The organism is Pseudomonas paraversuta, from assembly GCF_904067025.1.
Taxonomy (GTDB): Bacteria; Pseudomonadota; Gammaproteobacteria; order Pseudomonadales; family Pseudomonadaceae; genus Aquipseudomonas; species Aquipseudomonas paraversuta.
On record NZ_CAJFDA010000001.1, the window covers coordinates 4,825,359 to 4,842,675 of the forward strand.

A 17,317-nucleotide genomic window follows, 5' to 3' on the forward strand; every position below is an offset into this window, starting at 1 on the left:
GAGTTTCATAGCGTCTAGTCCCTGAGCCATGAAAAAGCCCCGCATTTTGCGGGGCTTTTATCGACGCTTAAATGTTGGCGTCGAGGAATGCTGCCAGCTGCGACTTCGACAATGCACCAACCTTGGTGGCTTCGACGTTGCCGTTCTTGAACAACATCAGCGTTGGAATACCACGTACGCCGTGCTTGGCCGGGGTTTCCTGGTTCTCATCGATGTTCAGTTTGGCAATAGTCAACTTGCCTTTGTAAGTCTCGGCGATCTCGTCCAGAACTGGCGCGATCATTTTGCAAGGGCCACACCATTCAGCCCAGTAGTCGACCAGTACAGCGCCTTCAGCCTTGAGAACATCGGCCTCAAAGCTAGCGTCGGTGACGTGTTTAATAAGATCGCTGCTCATGGAAGTCTCCGTGGTTGTAAGCAAAAACGTAGCACATCATAGCTGTCATCACCGCGTTCAGGAAGCTGACCCTTGATTGACTCTTACTATAGAGCTGCTTGAGCAAAGGTATCGCCCGTACCTTTGCCCCGGCGCCATCGACGGGACGGGCCCGATTGCGGAGACCCATGAAATGCGCTTCGCCCGGGAAGTCGGGGACAAACGGGGGGTTTATGCATCAGGGTAAAGCCCAGGGAGCTGGCGAATTTCATCGGCACCAACCCGCTGCAGGAACGAGCCTGCTCGCGAGCCGTGCAAAGGGATTAACAGCTCGCTTCTACAAAAAAGAAGAATCGCACAGCAAAATACGAACCGGCCGGGAGCAGCTAACGTCATTGCTTACGTGCGCCACATCAATGCATCTGATACTACGCGTTGGCGCGAGCGTTTGATCGTGGCACGATGGCGAAGTTATCGACCGAGACCCTTCAACCATGCCCCAATCCCAAAGCAAGAATCCATCCCTGATCGCCGCTATTGATCTGGGTTCTAACAGCTTTCACATGGTGGTGGCCAAGGCCCAGAACGGAGAAATCCGTATCCTGGAGCGACTTGGTGAGAAGGTTCAATTAGCTGCCGGCATCGACGAAGAACGCAAACTCAACGAAGAATCCATGCAGCGCGGGCTTGATTGCCTGAAGCGCTTTGCGCAACTGATCAACGGCATGCCGTTGGGCGCCGTGAGAATCGTGGGCACCAACGCCCTGCGAGAAGCCCGCAACCGCAACGAATTCATCGTGCGCGCAGAAGAGATCCTGGGGCACACCGTCGAGGTCATTTCTGGCCGAGAAGAAGCGCGCCTCATCTATTTGGGCGTATCGCACACCCTCGCCGATACTCCGGGCAAACGCCTGGTCGCTGACATCGGCGGCGGCAGTACCGAATTCATTATCGGCCAGCGCTTTGAACCGCTGCTGCGCGAAAGCCTGCAAATGGGCTGTGTGAGTTACACCCAGCGCTATTTCCGCGACGGTAAAATCACTCCGGCCCGTTACGCCCAGGCCTATACCGCTGCCCGCCTCGAAATCATGAGTATTGAGCACGCGCTGCACCGCCTGACCTGGGACGAGGCTATCGGCTCCTCCGGCACCATTCGCGCCATCGGCCTGGCCCTCAAGGCTGGCGGACACGGCAACGGTGAAGTCAACGCCGAAGGGCTGGCCTGGCTCAAGCGCAAACTGTTCAAACTGGGCGAAGCGGACAAAATCGACTTTGAAGGCATCAAGCCTGACCGTCGTACCATTTTCCCGGCGGGCCTGGCGATTCTTGAGGCCATCTTTGACTCCCTCGAACTGCAGCGCATGGACCATTGCGACGGCGCGCTACGTGAGGGCGTGCTGTATGACCTGCTGGGCCGTCATCACCATGAAGACGTGCGTGAGCGCACCCTCAGCTCGCTGATGGACCGCTACCACGTAGATCGCGAACAAGCCGCAAGGGTCGAGCGCAAAGCGCTGCGTGCCTTCGATCAAGTGGCCAAGTCATGGGAGCTCAAGGACGGGATCTGGCGTGAACTGTTGAGTTGGGCGGCCAAGGTGCATGAAGTCGGGCTGGATATCGCCCACTACCACTACCACAAACACGGCGCCTATCTGATCGAGCACTCCGACCTCGCCGGGTTCTCCCGTGAAGACCAGCAAATGCTCGCGCTGCTGGTACGCGGCCATCGCCGTAACATTCCCAAGGACAAATTCGCCGAGTTCGGCGCCGAAGGCATCAAGCTGATTCGCCTGTGCGTGTTGCTGCGCTTTGCGATTTTGTTCTACCACATCCGTGGCAATCAGGAAGCGTCGCAGGTGAAGCTGCGTGCCGAGGGCGACCATCTCGAGGTGATCTTCCCCGAAGGCTGGCTGGAGCAAAACCCCTTGACCCAGGCCGACTTCGAGCAAGAAGCCCAATGGCTGACCCGGGTCGGGATTGTTCTGACAGTGTCCTGATCAAGCAAACACTTCTGCAGTAACCAGCTTGCCTGGCGATGGTATCAACGCGGTGCTAAAGAATAACCGCGGCGTATTCATCGCCAGGCTGGCAGGCTGCTGCAGGGCCGGGGCTTACACCGACGGGCCGGTGCTCACCGTCAACACCGGCAGGCTCAGACGCTCCAGCAGGGTTGCCTGGGCACTGCGCGGGTTTTGATTCCCGGTGGGCGTGTTACGAATGTAACGACCGTCCGATTGCAGGCTCCAGCTGTGGGTGTTGTCCGTCAGATAGCATTCCAGCTCCTTCTTGACCCGCAGAATCAGCTTTTTGCCCTCCACCGGGAAGCAGGTTTCGACCCGCTTATCCAGGTTGCGCTCCATCCAGTCAGCGCTCGACAGGAACATCTGCTCTTCGCCGCCATTGAGGAAGTAGAACACCCGCGTGTGCTCCAGGAAGCGACCAATGATCGAGCGCACATGAATGTTGTGCGAGACCCCCGGAATACCCGGCCGCAGGCAACACATCCCGCGCACTACCAAATCGATCCGCACCCCGGCCTGGCTGGCCTTGTACAGCGCCCGGATGATTTTCGGGTCGGTCAGGGAGTTGAACTTGGCGATGATATGCGCAGGTTTGCCCTCCGACGCGAACTGGGTCTCACGGGCAATCATGTCGAGCATGCCCTTCTTCAGGGTGAAGGGTGCATGCAAGAGCTTTTTCATGCGCAGGGTCTTGCCCATGCCGATCAACTGACTGAACAGCTTGCCGACGTCTTCGCAGAGCGCGTCATCCGATGTCAGCAAGCTGTAGTCGGTGTAGAGCTTGGCGTTGCCCGCGTGGTAGTTACCGGTACCCAGGTGCGCATAACGCACGATCTCCCCCGCCTCACGGCGCAGAATCAGCATCATTTTGGCGTGGGTCTTGAAACCGACCACGCCATAGATCACCACGGCGCCGGCAGCTTGCAGGCGGCTGGCCAGCTGCAGGTTGGACTCTTCGTCAAATCGCGCACGCAGTTCCACAACGGCAGTCACTTCTTTGCCGTTACGCGCAGCATCCACCAGCGCATCAACGATTTCAGAGTTGGCACCGCTGCGATACAGGGTCTGGCGCACAGCCAGTACATGCGGGTCTTTGGCGGCCTGACGCAACAAATCAACCACAGGGGTGAACGACTCAAACGGGTGCAGCAGCAAAATATCCTGCTTGCTGACGACGCTGAAAATGTTCTCGCTGTTCTGCAACAGCTTCGGAATCGCCGGAGTGAATGGCGTGTATTGCAGCTCGGGATGGCTGTCCAGACCGGTGATGCTGAACAGGCGCGTGAGGTTTACCGGGCCATTGACCGTATACAGCTCGGTCTCATGCAGGTTGAACTGCTTGAGCAGGTAATCGGACAGATGTTTGGGGCAAGTGTCGGCCACTTCCAGACGCACCGCATCGCCATAGCGACGCGAGAACAACTCGCCACGCAGGGCGCGGGCCAGGTCTTCTACATCTTCAGTGTCCACCGACAGGTCAGCGTTGCGGGTCAGGCGGAACTGGTAGCAGCCCTTGACCTTCATGCCCTGGAACAGGTCATCGGCATGGGCATGAATCATCGAGGACAGGAACACGTAGTTGTCCCCTGTACCGCCGACGTCTTCAGGCAACTTGATCACCCGCGGCAACAGGCGCGGGGCCGGGATAATTGCCAGACCCGAATCACGGCCGAAGGCGTCGATGCCTTCCAGCTCGACGATAAAGTTCAGGCTCTTGTTGACCAGCAACGGGAACGGATGCGTCGGATCAAGGCCGATCGGGGTGATGATGGGCGCAATCTCGTCGCGGAAAAACTTGCGCACCCAGGCTTTGATCTTGGTGTTCCAGTGGCGGCGGCGAATGAAGCGCACCTGATGCTTTTCAAGCTCGGGCAACAGGATATCGTTGAGGATCGCGTACTGGCGGTCGACATGGCCATGTACCAGCTCACTGATCCGCGCCAGCGCCTGATGCGGCTGCAGGCCGTCAGCACCCGCCTGCTCACGGGCGAAGGTAATTTGCTTCTTCAAGCCCGCGACACGAATCTCGAAAAACTCATCCAGGTTGCTGGAGAAGATCAGCAGGAACTTCAATCGCTCCAACAACGGATAGGACTCATCCAGCGCCTGTTCCAGCACGCGAATGTTGAACTGCAACTGCGACAGCTCGCGGTGGATATACAGACTGCTGTCATCCAGACCCGGAATGGCAATCGTCGGGTGCGCCGCAGGCGCCTCAGGCACGACAGCGACGTGACCTTGCGGCACGGGCGGGGTCTGAGCGACCGGTTCAACAACCGGCTCGGCCTCTGTAGCAACGAGTTCTGTCTGTCCTTCGGTATTCATTGAGTGTTCCTGTAAGAGCGGGTTTGACTCTCGTAACAGTTAAGCGGCGCGTGCAATCGAGCTGCCAGAATGCCACCAACGCCAGTGGGTTTAAACCGCTCGAAGTCGCTTTATGCGGGCTGGAGCCGAGTTAGAGGGTGATTTGTCGAAATTGTTCTGAGCTATGGCCGCGATCTTCAGTGAGCCGGCCTGCCAGCGACCGTGACTGCCCGGCGTTGCAGAATCGTGGGCCTGCCAGCCGCCACAGGTTGAGCCTCAAAACAGCTACGCGCGATGGTTATATCCACCCGCCATGAACACTAGATGACAACACCAATGATGTAAGTCAAATACACACCATTTGTAGGAATTGTTAACGCCAAGACACATTTCGATACTTTCCTGAATGTCCCTTAAGGCGTAGGCTGCGCGTTCATTTCGCCAGCATCCAGACAATGCTCCAACAATTTCTTCAAGAGTTTGGCTACTTCGCCCTGTTCCTTGGGACGTTCTTTGAAGGTGAGACCATTCTGGTTCTCGCAGGCTTCCTGGCGTTCCGCGGATACATGGACCTCAAGCTGGTGATGATCGTGGCATTCCTCGGCAGTTATGCCGGCGACCAGCTGTGGTACTTCCTGGGGCGCAAGCACGGCCGCAAATTACTGGCGCGAAAACCGCGCTGGCAACTCATGGGCGACAAGGCACTGGAGCACATTCGCAAGCACCCGGATATCTGGGTCTTGAGTTTCCGCTTCGTCTACGGCCTGCGTACCGTCATGCCTGTAGCCATTGGTCTGTCGGGCTACCCGCCGGGCCGCTACTTGCTGCTCAACGGTATTGGCGCAGCCATTTGGGCCATTGCCCTGGCAACCGCCGCCTACCACTTCGGTGCCGTGCTTGAGGGCCTGCTGGGCAGCGTCAAGAAGTATGAGCTATGGGTGCTGGGCGCCTTGCTGGTACTGGGCCTGGGCTTGTGGGCGCGTCGGCGCTTCAAAAATGCCCGTCTGACCAAAAAGGCTGCTCTCGAAGAAAAAATCCGGGCCGCTGAAGAAGCTAACAACCCGCCAGCTGAGTAACCCGGTTTCTGCACATATAGAGACCGGCCACGCTTAACAGGCTGTAGCTGAACAGGCCGGCCCAGCCCAGTGCGCTGGCCGGCCATAGTCCCGCCCACGGGGCGAGCCACAGCAGTGGCAGGTTCAGCGCCAGGCGCAGCCATTCAAGCTTCAGTGCCCAGGGCCGGTTCTCCAGCCCGGCCCCCAGCACAAACAAACCCAGCCCCATATATCCCCACCCCAAAATCAACGCCGTCGGCGGCAAAGTCTCGCCCAGATTCAGCAGATAACTGCCGAGCGCCACATAGACCACAAATTGCAGCGCGATATACAGCTGCTGGCGAGGCGGCAATGCCACTTCGAATTTCTCGAACTGGCTCAGGTCCGACTTGTGCAGCGGGTACCTCGCGGCGACATCCGCAGGCCGCCAACCGGTGGGCATAAACCAGATACGCAACTTGTCCCGCCAGCGTTGGGTGCGCCGCGCATCCGCCAGCAACTGGCCATAGAACTGCCAGTTGGCCCACAGCGGATTCCAGCTCTTGAGCGGTGTCGTGACCCCGAAAATCACTGGCTCGGCGTCGTCCTCTTCCTGAAAGGTGCCAAACAGGCGATCCCAAAAAATGAACACCCCGCCGAAATTGCGATCCATGTAGAGAGCATTTTGCGCATGGTGAGCCCGGTGATTGGACGGCGATACAAAGAACCACTCGAACCAGCCCAACTTGGGGATATGCCGCGTGTGGACCCAGAATTGATAGAGCAGATTGAGGGTCGCCACCGTAACGAACACCAACAACGGCACCCCCAAAACGGCCATTGGCAGGTAGAAAATCCAGCCAAATATAAAGCCGGTGCTGGTTTGGCGCAGGGCCGTGGACAGGTTGTAGTCCTCACTCTGGTGATGCACCGAGTGCGCGGCCCACAGCACGTTGCGCTCATGCCCCAGACGGTGATGCCAGTAGTAACAGAAGTCGTAGAATACAAAGGCAAACAGCCAGACCCACAGGCTGTCTTCAGGCAGTTCGGTAATTGCCAGATATTTCAGGGCGACGCCGTAAGTAACCAGTCCTACACCCTTGGTCAGCAACCCGGTGGTGGTCGACAGCACCCCGGTGCTCAGGCTGTTGATCGTGTCTGCAAGGCGATAGGTAGGCATTGCACGCCAGCGGTCGACCAGCAACTCCACCGCGATCAGCACAAAGAAGAACGGCACTGCATACAGAATCAGCTTCATTGCACACCTCACCCCAAGATCAACCAAGCGTAGGCGTTCCCGGGACAACCCCCTATGGCGTCAAACGCCAAATCAGGCGACATTAACGCCACGAACAAGGAGACCCAACATGACCCACAAAAAAGTTGCCGTGATTCTCTCTGGCTGCGGCGTCTACGACGGTGCCGAGATCCACGAAAGCGTCATCACCCTGCTGCGCCTGGACCAGCGCGGCGCCAAAGTGCAGTGTTTCGCACCCGACATCGCCCAGCATCATGTGATCAACCACCTGACCGGCAACGAGATGCCCGAGTCGCGCAACGTGCTGGTGGAATCGGCGCGGATCGCGCGCGGTGAAATCAAGGATATTCGTGAAGCCAATGTCGATGACTTTGATGCGCTGATCGTTCCGGGCGGGTTTGGCGCGGCAAAAAATCTTTCTGACTTTGCCGCCAGGGGCGCCGAATGCACCGTGCAACCTGACGTGCTGGCCCTGGCCGAAGCCTTTGCCCAGGCCTGCAAGCCAGTGGGGTTGATGTGTATCTCTCCGGCCATAGCCGCCAAGATCTACGGCCCTGGCGTGACCTGCACCATCGGCAAAGACCCTGAAACAGCAGCAGCCGTGGGCAAAATGGGTGCAACCCACAAAGAGTGCGAAGTGACTGACATTGTTGAGGACAAAGCCCGAAAACTGGTCAGCACCCCGGCCTATATGCTCGCCCAATCGATCAGCGAAGCAGCTTCAGGCATCAACAAAATGGTCGACCGGGTACTGGAGCTGACCCACGAGGCCTGATCAGCCCCGCGCCAGCCGGGTCAGGATCCGGTCCAGTGAATTGGCGAACGCCTGTTTTTCGCGTTCGCCATAGGCGCCCTGCCCACCGCCCATCTGGCCTTGCTCGCGCAGATCAGTAAACAGATTACGCACCGCCAGCCGCTCGCCCATGTTTTGCGGGTCAAACTCCTTGCCCCGCGGGTCCAGCGCGGCCACGCCCTTCTTCACCAGCCGGTCGGCCAAGGGCACATCGCTGCAAATCACCAACTCACCGGGCACCACGTGCTCCACCAGATAATCATCCGCCGCATCCGGGCCGCTGGGCACCACAATCAGTTTGACCAGCGCGTACGTCGGCTTGACCTGGCTTTGCCCCGCCACCAACACCACCTCAAACTGACGTTTGAGCGCGAATTTGATCACTTGATCCTTCGCGGCCTTGGGGCAAGCATCTGCGTCAATCCAGACACGCATGGGGGAACTCCTTTATCAAATGACTTGCAGGCGCGAGCTGTTGAAAGCTCGCGCCTACAAGATATGGGGGCAATTACGCGGTGTGCACGGGGCGCTTGCCACCCGGCTTGCTGCGGCCGTAGAGCACAATAATCGCCACGATTGCCAGCGCCTGCGCGCCCAGCGAGTAAGCATCGGCATGAATGCCCAGCCAGTCAAACTCGAAGAATGCCACTGGCCGCGTGCCAAAGATCCCGGCTTCTTGCAGTGCTTTGACGCCGTGACCGGCGAACACCACCGACAGTGCGCACAGCAATGCGGCATTGATGCCGAAGAACAGGGCCAGCGGCAATTTGGCCGAGCCGCGCAGGATAATCCACGCCAACCCCATCAACAGCACCAGCGCCGTGGCACCGCCCGCCAATACCGCGTTGTGGCCTGCCGGACCGGCTTGGAGCCACAGGGTCTCGTAGAACAGGATCACTTCGAACAACTCCCGGTAAACCGAGAAGAACGCCAGGATCGCAAAGCCGAAACGCCCACCACCACCGACCAGGCTGCTCTTGATGTAGTCCTGCCACGCTGCCGCATGGCGGCGGTCGTGCATCCACACCCCCAGCCACAGCACCATGATGCTGGCAAACAAGGCCGTGCAGCCTTCCAGCAGTTCGCGCTGGGCGCCACTGACATCAATCACATAGGCCGCCAACCCCCAGGTCGCAAGGCCTGCAACCAGAGCCAGGGCCCAGCCCGCATTGACGCTGCGCACCGCCGATTGCTGGCCGGTGTTACGCAGGAAGGCGAGGATCGCCGCCAGCACCAGAATCGCTTCCAGGCCTTCGCGCAGGAGAATCAGCAAGCCCGAGATAAAGCTCAGGGACCAGCTCAGACCATCGCTGCCCAATAGCCCGGCGGACTGCTTAAGCAAAGCTTTGGCCGCGTCCAGACGCTGCTCCACCTGTTCGGTGGGCAAGCCGTCCTGCAACGATTGCCGATAAGCCATCAGGGCTTTTTCGGTACTTTTACGCACGTTGCTGTCGACGTTATCCAGCGAACTTTCGACCAGCTCAAAACCTTCCAGGTAAGCCGCTACCGACAAGTCGTAGGCTTGTTCGCGATCACCGGCACGATAGGCCGCCAGGCTTTTATCGAGGGTTTGCGCGGTGTAATCGAGCAACTGCGCCGGGCCGCGCTTGACCTGTGGTGGCACGGCGCGCTGAGCACGGAAAGTGGCGGTCGCTTCAGGCCCCTCAGCAACCAGCACCTCGTTGGGTGTGAGACGGGCAAGGTCTGCCAGGTTGTACGTCTTGTCCGCTTTGGCAGCCGCCGGATTGACACTCAACCCCGCGATATAGGTCGCCAGGTCCCAACGCTGACGCTCATCCAGCTGATCGGCAAACGACGGCATATCCGTGCCTTCAATGCCCAGGCCCAGGGTGTTGAAAATCCCATAGAGGCTCAGACGATCAAGGCGTTGTGCATCCCGCAGGTTGGCCGGTGGTGGCGTCATGCCGACGCCTGCCGGGCCATCGCCAGCCCCGGTCGGGCCATGGCACACCGAACAATGCTGGGCAAACAATGGTGCACCGCGGGTCGGATCCGGGGTGATGACAGGGGCCTGGCTGACCTCGTAGGCCAGTGCCAGTCTGGCACCCAACTGGCGCGCCTCGCGGGCCACGCTCGCACCATCGGTACGCTGCTCAATGGCTGACTGCAAGGCACTGACGCCCTGCACCAGTTCCGCACGCTCAGGGCGTTGCGGCAAGTCTGCGACCAGACCCTTGAGAACCGTCAAAAACTCCAGCTGTTCGCGGTACTCGGTGTCATCGATGACCTTGCCATCTTCAACTGTAGGCGGGTAGTCCGCACCGATGTAGTCGATCAGATGCAGCGCTTGTGAGGCGCCTTCCGGGGAGTTGGCAGACACAGCAAGGCTGCACAACGCGAACACTGGCACTATCAGCCAGGCTAAAAAACGCGAGCGGGCGGTCATTAATAAATCCGGATGGAAATGAGAAGTAACACATTGTTCACTTCCAATGACCGTGACTCAAGATCTTTAGCTGGTGGCGCGGTGCAGCGTCGCCAGAAAGCCTGCCGCACCGACGAACAAACCGGCAAAAGTGCGGTTCATGCGCCGCTGTTGCGTAGGCGTGCGCAGCAAGCGCAGGACTTTCGAAGCCAGACCGGTGTAGCCGGCCATGACAATAAGGTCGACACAAATCATGGTCACACCCAGGGTCAGGTACTGGCTCACCAGCGGTGCACTCGGGTCGACGAACTGCGGCAGGACCGCAAGCATGAATACCAGCGCCTTGGGGTTGCTGACATTCACCAGAAATCCTCTGAAGATCAGCGCCAGCGGCTTGCCAATGGAGCGCACGGCAGCGTTATCGCTGAGGTCCGCCGGCAATGCACGCCATTGTTTGACCGCGAGGTAAACCAGGTAAGCCACGCCAAACCATTTGATCGCATAGAAAGCGGTGGACGAGGCGGCGAGCACTGCGCCAACACCGGCGGCAATAATCGCAATCTGCAGTGCCAGACCCAGTTGCAGGCCCAGGGCGTTCCAGTAACCACGCCAGAAACCGTATTGCAGGCCACACGACATCGAAGCAATAGCACCCGCACCGGGCGACAGACTGATGACCCAGCAAGCAGCGAAAAAGGCCAACCACGTTTCCAACGACATCCCACACCTCGGACAAATGCTGTAACAAGTCCTTAAGCTAATGCGCTGGCTGAAAATTGACCACTGATTTTTGTAGTTGGCCGCTACCTGTGGGAGCCGGCTTGCCGGCGATGCTCACGACACGATCTGACCGGGCTGCTGCAGGGTGCTATCGCTGGCAAGCCAGCTCCCACATCGGGCAGGGTCAAAGATCGCCTTCGCGCCAGCGCCGTACAGAGCGCTGGAAGAACAGGCTGTTGGGCACTTGCACCATGCTGCTGCCACTGCCGGATTCTGCAGGCTCGATCAGGGTGGTGTAGAGCAGGTTGATGGCCACGACCCGGCCTTTGACCCCTGGCTTGTCCAGGGTGTCGAGCAGTTCCACCACGTCGCCAATCCGAAACGGGCCCACGGTGAAGATCAACACCGCACACAGCAGGTTGGACAGCACGCTCCACATGGCGAAGAAGGCAATCGCCGCAACCGCGACAAAACCCGAGAGGGCCGTCCACAGCACCGTGGCCGAAACGCCGAGGCGCTCGAGAACGAAGATCAAGGCACTGCCCATGATGAACCAGCGCAAGCCGCCCCGCAGCGGCATCAGCAGCTGCGGCGGAAACGGATAACGCTCGCTCAGTCGGGTCAGGAACCGGGCCACGATGCGCTGCGAGAAGTACCCCGCCAGCAGGATCAGCAAGATCTGCAGGGCAAGCCACAGCGGTGCTATCAGCTCGGCGGGAACTGGCAAATGCAGGGCTTCCATCAGGACAGTGCTTCCAGCTCGGCCTGCAGGGTTTCCAGCAGCTCCAGGGCTTCCATCCAGCGCTCTTCGAGCTGACCTTCCAGCTGTTTGAGCTTGGCCTGATCGGCCAGCAACTCGCGCAATTCGTCTTTGCGCGCGGCTTCGTAGACGCCGCTGTCGCCCAGACTGGCTTCAATTTTGGCCAGCTTTTCATTGACCTTGCCCAGTTCGCTTTCAAGCTTGTCAGCTTCGCGCTTGTGCGGTGCCAACTGCTGACGCAGCGCTGCAGCAGCCTGACGCTGAGCCTTTTTATCGGTCTTGTCAGGATTGACCGGCGTGTTGCTGGCCGGCGCGTTGCGCAAGCGATAATCAGCCAGCCAGCGGGCGTAGTCTTCGAGGTCGCCGTCGAATTCCTGCACCTTGCCGTCTGCCACCAGCAGGAACTCATCCGTGGTGCTTTTGAGCAAATGCCGATCGTGGGACACCACCAGTACCGCACCGCTGAACTCTTGCAGAGCCATGGTCAGCGCCAGACGCATTTCGAGATCAAGGTGGTTGGTGGGTTCGTCGAGCAGCAGCAGGTTCGGACGGCCCCAGGCGATCAGCGCGAGGGCCAGACGGGCTTTCTCGCCACCCGAAAAATTCAGTACCGGCTCGTCGATGCGTGCACCACGGAAGTCAAAACCGCCCAGGAAGTCGCGCAGGGTTTGCTCGCGCTCGGCCGGCGCCAGACGCTGCATGTGCAACAACGGGCTGGCTTTTGAGTCCAGCGAGTCGAGCTGATGCTGGGCAAAATAGCCGACAACCAGGTTCTCGCCTCGGGCCAGACGGCCCGACAACGGCTCCAGCTCGCCTGCGAGGTTTTTGATCAAGGTCGATTTACCGGCGCCGTTGGGGCCGAGCAAACCGATACGGGCGCCCGGGACCAACTGCAGCTTGACCTTCTCCAGGATGGTTTTGTCGCCATAGCCCAAACGGGCATCGGACAAATCCAGCAGCGGGCTGGACAGTTTGACCGCCTCGCGGAACACGAAATCGAACGGCGAGTCGACATGGGCCGCGCTCAGCTCTTCCATGCGTTCCAGGGCTTTGATCCGGCTCTGGGCCTGACGTGCCTTGGTGGCCTGGGCCTTGAAGCGGGCAATGTAGCTTTCCATGTGCGCACGTTGCGCCTGCTGCTTCTCGTAGGCCTGTTGCTGCTGGGCCAGACGCTCGGCACGGGCGCGTTCGAAGGCGCTGTAACCACCGCGGTAAAGGGTGATTTTGCGCTGGTCAACGTGGGCGATGTTGTCGACCACGGCATCGAGGAAGTCCCGATCGTGGGAGATCAGCAGCAAGGTGCCCGGATAATTCTTGAGGAAGTCTTCGAGCCACAGGATGGCGTCGAGGTCCAAGTGGTTGGTCGGCTCATCGAGCAGCAACAAGTCGGACGGGCACATCAAGGCCTGCGCCAGGTTCAGGCGCATCCGCCAGCCACCGGAGAAATCGGCTACCGGCCGATCCATCTGTTCGTTGGTGAAGCCCAGCCCGGCGAGCATTTTGCGGGCGCGGGCATCGGCGGTGTAGCCGTCCGCGCTGTCCAGCTCGGCATGCAGGCGCGCCTGTGCGGCGCCATCCTCGTCGGCTTCGGCCTTGGCCAGATCGGCCTGCACCTGGCGCAGGCGCAAGTCGCCATCGAGCACGTAATCGATCGCGATGCGGTCGAGGGTGTCGATTTCTTGCCGCATGTGGGCAATCCGCCAGTCGGCCGGCAGCAGACAATCCCCGGAATCAGGCGTCAACTCACCCAGCAACAAGGCGAACAAAGTGGATTTACCGGCGCCGTTGGCGCCGACCAGACCGGCTTTGTGGCCGGCGTGCAGGGTCAGCTCGGCGTCTTCTAGCAGACGTTGCGGGCCACGCTGTAAAGTCAGGTTCTGAAGTCGGATCATAATGGCGGCGGAGTCTACCAGCTTCCCTCTCAACTGGCGCGAATTGCACTATGCAGACTGACCTGTGGAATTACTGTTTGAACCTCTATGCCCGGCCCGGGGTAGAGCAAGCGTGTCTGAGCCTGCAAGCGCAGGGCCTGGATGTGTGCCTGTTGCTCTGTGCGGCCTGGTTGCAAGAGCGCGGGGTGGCTTGCAGCGAAGCGCGCCTTGAACATTTAAAAGTCTGCGCCGGGCCATGGCAACGCGAAGTGGTGCAACCGTTACGCCAGCTGCGGATCCGGTGGCGCGATGCGGCCGCACAGGATGATTCGCTGAGCGCGCTACGCATGCAAGTCAAGGCTTTGGAGCTGGAGGCTGAGCGTACGTTATTGCAACGCCTGGAGGCGGCGACACAAGGCTGGTCGTCAACCCGGTCCGGGGACAATTGCGACTGGTTGAACAAGATGGCGAGCAGTGCCAGCCATCCTGATTGCGACGCGCTGCACAGGCTGCGCGCCGCAATCAACCGCGCTTAGGAAGCGCTGGAGGGGGTTGTAGCCGGGGTTGCTGCAGGTGCCGGAGTTGGCGCCGGCGCAGTGGCCACTGGTGCCGCAGCGGGGGTTGTAGCCGGTTTGGCAGCAGTGGCGGCCGGCTTGGCGGCCACAGGCTTTTTAACAGCCGGTTTGGCTGGTGCCTTGGCGGCTGGTTTAACCACAGGCTTGGCCGGCGCTTTGGCGGCTACGGCAGGCTTGGCGGCAGCAGGTTTGGCGGCGGGCTTGGCCGCTACGGCAGGCTTGGCGGCGGGCTTGGCCGCTACGGCAGGCTTGGCTGCTGGTTTGGCCGCAGGCTTGGCGGCAGCGGTTTTGACCGCAGGTTTGGCCGCGACTTTGGCAGGGGCTTTAGCCGGTGCTTTGGCCGGTGCTTTGGCCGCAACCGCTTTGGTCGCTGCCGGCTTGGCCGCAGGTTTTGCAGCAGCTGTTTTGGCGGCTGCTGGCTTGGCGGCAGGGGCTTTGGCTGCTACCGGCCTGGCCGCAGGTTTCGCTGCCGGCTTTTGTGCAGGCGCTTTGGCGGCAGGTTTGGCGGCTGCTTTGACCGGGGCCTTCGCGGAGGATTTAGCGGAGGCTTTTGCTGCCGATTTTTTGCTCGACGCTGCAGGCTTGGCATCGCGAGTCGACAGGGCTTTGCTTACTGCCTCTTTGACCCGGCCAATGCCCTGGGCCAGTTTCAGGCTTTCCTGGGCATCGCGTTTGAGCTGCAAAATGTAGGTACGGGTTTCGGTCTGACGATCCTTGAGTGTATCGAGCAGATGCTCGAGCTCTTTAACCCCAGCCTTGGCTTTGGACTGCGCCTTGGACTTGCCTGCGTTAGCAGCGTCCTGCAGTTTTTCACGCGCCTTGTGCAGTTTTTCCTGAGCTTTGCCGCGCTGTTTTTCAAGCTTGGCGAGCAGTTTCTCAGCATCAGCCAACGCTTGAGAACAAGCGTTTTCCAAATGCTCAAGCAGACTGCCTGAGAGCTGTTGGAGCAGGTGCAACGGCGTATTAACAGGCTTCTTGTTGGCCGACATGGTTTACCTCCTGGCTGAAGTGAGTGCGGCTCATACTAGACCTCTGTAGTAAGCGCCGCTAGGGCATGTTGACACTAACGATAGCTGTGGGTTGCATGGCACTGAGAAACTTGTGCCAGATCAATCTTTAAGCTGTGCCCCGAGTAATTCTGTCGGGTGGCCAAACGTTTTTAAACCCCGAATAAAATCCGGAGTGCGCGCGTCAGCGCTGGCATAATCCCCCGCACTTCAGGCCGGAGAGTGCCCATGCCGCGTTACCTATTCTTGACGTTGTTGTGCCTTGCCCCTTTGACCCATGCGGCCACAACGCCAGGCTCCGATGCTGCCCATGACCTCGCTTACAGCATGGGCGCAAGCCTGGGTGAGCGTCTGCGTCAGGAAGTCCCCGAACTGCAACTGCAGGCGTTGATCGAAGGTCTGCGTACGGCTTACCAGGGCAAACCGCTGGCCTTGAGTGATGAGCGCATCGAGCAGATCCTCACCCTGCATCAGGCCCAGGCCGAAACCGCGTCAGCCCGCCCGCAGAGTGAAATGGCACTCGGCGCCGAGCGTGACTTTTTGTTGAAGGAAAAACAGCAGCCACAGGCACGGGAGCTGGCTGACGGCATCATCCTCACCGAGCTCAAGCACGGCACAGGAGCCAGACCCGGCGTACAGGATTCGGTGTTGGTGAACTATGTGGGGCGGCTACCGGACGGCACAATATTCGACCAGAGCACTCAGCCTCAGTGGTTTCGCCTGGACAGCGTTATCGCGGGCTGGCGCAGTGCGCTGGTGCAGATGCCAGTCGGCGCCAAGTGGCGGCTGGCAATACCTTCGAGCCAGGCTTACGGCACAGAGGGTGCGGGAGATCTGATCGCGCCCTACACGCCCCTGGTATTTGAAGTCGAGTTGCTCGATATCAGAAAGTGAGCGGCCCATAACGAAAAATGGCGCGCCATGCGCACCATTTTCAACCCCACCCCACCTAAGCCTCGATGGCTTGAACTTCTTCTTTTTGCTTGTGCGCGTTGTGCAGCACTTCAATCAGACAGTCTTCGAGTTCAAACCGCTCATGTAGCAGCTCTCCAAGCACCTGGAATTTCGCCGCCAGCTTTTCGCAGTCCGGACGGTGGTCCTTGCCATCGCATTGGTCGTTAAAATCCAGCGCGGCTTGTGTAATGGCTTCAAGTCTTGGGTAAATGGTACTGGCGACTTCAAGGCCTTTATCGTCTTCGAACGCTTTGGCTTCGTCGTTCAGCTGCTCATAAATTTCGAAATGGCCTGCCGAAACGTAATCGACCAATACCTGGCAAAACTCCTTTTGGGTTTTACGCTTGGGATTGGAAGACCTTTGCTCTACATCGACGGCATCGTAAGCCTTCACAAGTTCGCGGCGCTCATGCAACCAGTTATCAATTAGCTTGTGGACGCCATTAAAACGTTCCTGAGCACTCTGACATCTTTCTAGCATGACGGTCTCTCTTCCCTTGTGGGCCCACGCCGCCTGACTGTAGCCAGGCCTGTCTGAACCCAAATGTGCAAAGCGCACCGGTATTGGGCGGCATAATTCCAATAATGCGTGCGGGCCAGATTATGCCCGCACGGCAACTGCTTCAAGGTACCCACGAGAGAATGTTCATACAAGCGTTTAATACTTACTGCTACTCCGGGTCGCAGGCGCACGGGGTTTGCGATAGTAAATCGAGCTGACGACCTGAAAGCCGCCAGCGATACTCAAGCCGACAAAGGCCAGCAGGCTTAGCTCGGGAATGCTCAGATCAAGCACGGTCCAGCTAATGTGTGCGCATACATCGTTTCCCCGATAGATCATCGAGAAAATCTCATTCAGGGACAGGTCGCGCCAGATACTGGCCAGATCGGGTTGGCAAAACATCAGCTGTTCGGGCGCCAGACGTTGCATCAGCACCTGCCTCAGTGCGCTCGCAGCGCCACCCAGGGCCAGCAGCATGGACGCAATGGAATAGCCCCACATGCCCGCACGACGCGGGCCATGCACATAGCCCATCAGGTTGACCAGGCATATCCCCAGCAAAAAGCCGCGTTGCGCCTGACATAACAGGCAGGGCTCGAGCCCCACCCCGTATTCCAGGAACAATGAAGCGCCCATGGTCAAAGCCGCGGCCAGAAACACTAAAAGAAAAATGAACCGTGAGCATGCCAGGGACATGGCTTTTCCGTAACAAAATAGACAGTCGATTACGGTAGATGAAAGCCATCAGCCCTTTCA

The 17,317-nt window shown here is 59.2% G+C and carries 16 protein-coding genes; 5 read left to right on the forward strand and 11 right to left on the reverse strand.

Annotated elements, in window-relative coordinates; all coding sequences use genetic code 11:
* Positions 1–67: 67 nt before the first annotated feature.
* Positions 68–397, reverse strand: coding sequence for a thioredoxin TrxA (gene trxA / locus JQ848_RS21840; protein WP_003438289.1), 330 nt, complete (start codon positions 395–397; stop codon positions 68–70).
* A 473-nt stretch (positions 398–870) separates the two neighbouring features.
* Between trxA and ppx the strand changes: the two genes are divergently transcribed.
* The gene (ppx, locus tag JQ848_RS21845; RefSeq protein ID WP_003438287.1) at positions 871–2,373 is read left to right on the forward strand and encodes an exopolyphosphatase; all 1,503 of its coding nucleotides are present in this window, start codon (positions 871–873) and stop codon (positions 2,371–2,373) included.
* Positions 2,374–2,487: 114 nt separating this feature from the next.
* Here the strand turns inward: ppx and ppk1 are convergent, their stop codons facing one another.
* Entirely contained in the window at positions 2,488–4,722 is a 2,235-nt protein-coding gene (gene ppk1, locus JQ848_RS21850) for a polyphosphate kinase 1 (RefSeq protein WP_003438285.1), read from the reverse strand.
* Between the two features lie 434 nt (positions 4,723–5,156).
* Here ppk1 and JQ848_RS21855 point away from each other — a divergent pair, with 434 nt between their 5' ends.
* The gene (locus JQ848_RS21855) at positions 5,157–5,777 is read left to right on the forward strand and encodes a DedA family protein (protein ID WP_003438283.1); all 621 of its coding nucleotides are present in this window, start codon (positions 5,157–5,159) and stop codon (positions 5,775–5,777) included.
* Here JQ848_RS21855 and JQ848_RS21860 read toward each other — a convergent pair.
* Positions 5,755–6,993 carry a sterol desaturase family protein gene (locus JQ848_RS21860; RefSeq protein WP_202211176.1) on the reverse strand — a complete coding sequence of 413 codons (1,239 nt, stop codon included), beginning with the start codon at positions 6,991–6,993 and terminating at the stop codon, positions 5,755–5,757. The genes JQ848_RS21855 and JQ848_RS21860 overlap by 23 nt on opposite strands.
* Before the next feature lie 109 nt (positions 6,994–7,102).
* Here JQ848_RS21860 and elbB point away from each other — a divergent pair, with 109 nt between their 5' ends.
* A complete protein-coding gene (elbB, locus tag JQ848_RS21865) occupies positions 7,103–7,768 on the forward strand; it encodes an isoprenoid biosynthesis glyoxalase ElbB (protein WP_003438276.1) in 666 nt (221 codons plus the stop codon).
* Here the strand turns inward: elbB and JQ848_RS21870 are convergent, their stop codons facing one another.
* The 5 genes from JQ848_RS21870 to JQ848_RS21890 form a co-directional block, all read right to left on the reverse strand.
* A complete protein-coding gene (locus JQ848_RS21870) occupies positions 7,769–8,221 on the reverse strand; it encodes a YaiI/YqxD family protein (protein ID WP_202211178.1) in 453 nt (150 codons plus the stop codon).
* A 73-nt stretch (positions 8,222–8,294) separates the two neighbouring features.
* The gene (locus JQ848_RS21875; protein WP_202211180.1) at positions 8,295–10,193 is read right to left on the reverse strand and encodes a cytochrome c/FTR1 family iron permease; all 1,899 of its coding nucleotides are present in this window, start codon (positions 10,191–10,193) and stop codon (positions 8,295–8,297) included.
* 66 nt (positions 10,194–10,259) lie between these two features.
* Positions 10,260–10,892, reverse strand: coding sequence for a LysE family transporter (locus JQ848_RS21880; protein ID WP_202211182.1), 633 nt, complete (start codon positions 10,890–10,892; stop codon positions 10,260–10,262).
* Positions 10,893–11,076: 184 nt separating this feature from the next.
* Entirely contained in the window at positions 11,077–11,634 is a 558-nt protein-coding gene (locus JQ848_RS21885) for a mechanosensitive ion channel family protein (protein WP_003438267.1), read from the reverse strand.
* Positions 11,634–13,544, reverse strand: a complete 1,911-nt coding sequence (locus tag JQ848_RS21890) for an ATP-binding cassette domain-containing protein (RefSeq protein ID WP_003438265.1) — start codon at positions 13,542–13,544, stop codon at positions 11,634–11,636. Before JQ848_RS21890 ends, JQ848_RS21885 begins: the two co-directional genes overlap by 1 nt.
* 50 nt (positions 13,545–13,594) lie before the next feature.
* Here JQ848_RS21890 and JQ848_RS21895 point away from each other — a divergent pair, with 50 nt between their 5' ends.
* A complete protein-coding gene (locus tag JQ848_RS21895) occupies positions 13,595–14,059 on the forward strand; it encodes a TIGR02444 family protein (protein WP_160626407.1) in 465 nt (154 codons plus the stop codon).
* Here the strand turns inward: JQ848_RS21895 and JQ848_RS21900 are convergent.
* Entirely contained in the window at positions 14,056–15,087 is a 1,032-nt protein-coding gene (locus JQ848_RS21900) for an AlgP family protein (RefSeq protein WP_202211184.1), read from the reverse strand. The genes JQ848_RS21895 and JQ848_RS21900 overlap by 4 nt on opposite strands.
* A 246-nt stretch (positions 15,088–15,333) precedes the next feature.
* Between JQ848_RS21900 and JQ848_RS21905 the strand changes: the two genes are divergently transcribed.
* The gene (locus tag JQ848_RS21905) at positions 15,334–15,999 is read left to right on the forward strand and encodes an FKBP-type peptidyl-prolyl cis-trans isomerase (protein WP_003438256.1); all 666 of its coding nucleotides are present in this window, start codon (positions 15,334–15,336) and stop codon (positions 15,997–15,999) included.
* A 55-nt stretch (positions 16,000–16,054) separates the two neighbouring features.
* Here the strand turns inward: JQ848_RS21905 and JQ848_RS21910 are convergent, their stop codons facing one another.
* Together JQ848_RS21910 and JQ848_RS21915 are read right to left on the reverse strand one after the other, a co-directional pair.
* Entirely contained in the window at positions 16,055–16,540 is a 486-nt protein-coding gene (locus JQ848_RS21910) for an Rsd/AlgQ family anti-sigma factor (RefSeq protein ID WP_003438254.1), read from the reverse strand.
* A 177-nt stretch (positions 16,541–16,717) separates the two neighbouring features.
* A complete protein-coding gene (locus JQ848_RS21915) occupies positions 16,718–17,257 on the reverse strand; it encodes a disulfide bond formation protein B (protein WP_010656885.1) in 540 nt (179 codons plus the stop codon).
* Positions 17,258–17,317: the final 60 nt, after the last annotated feature.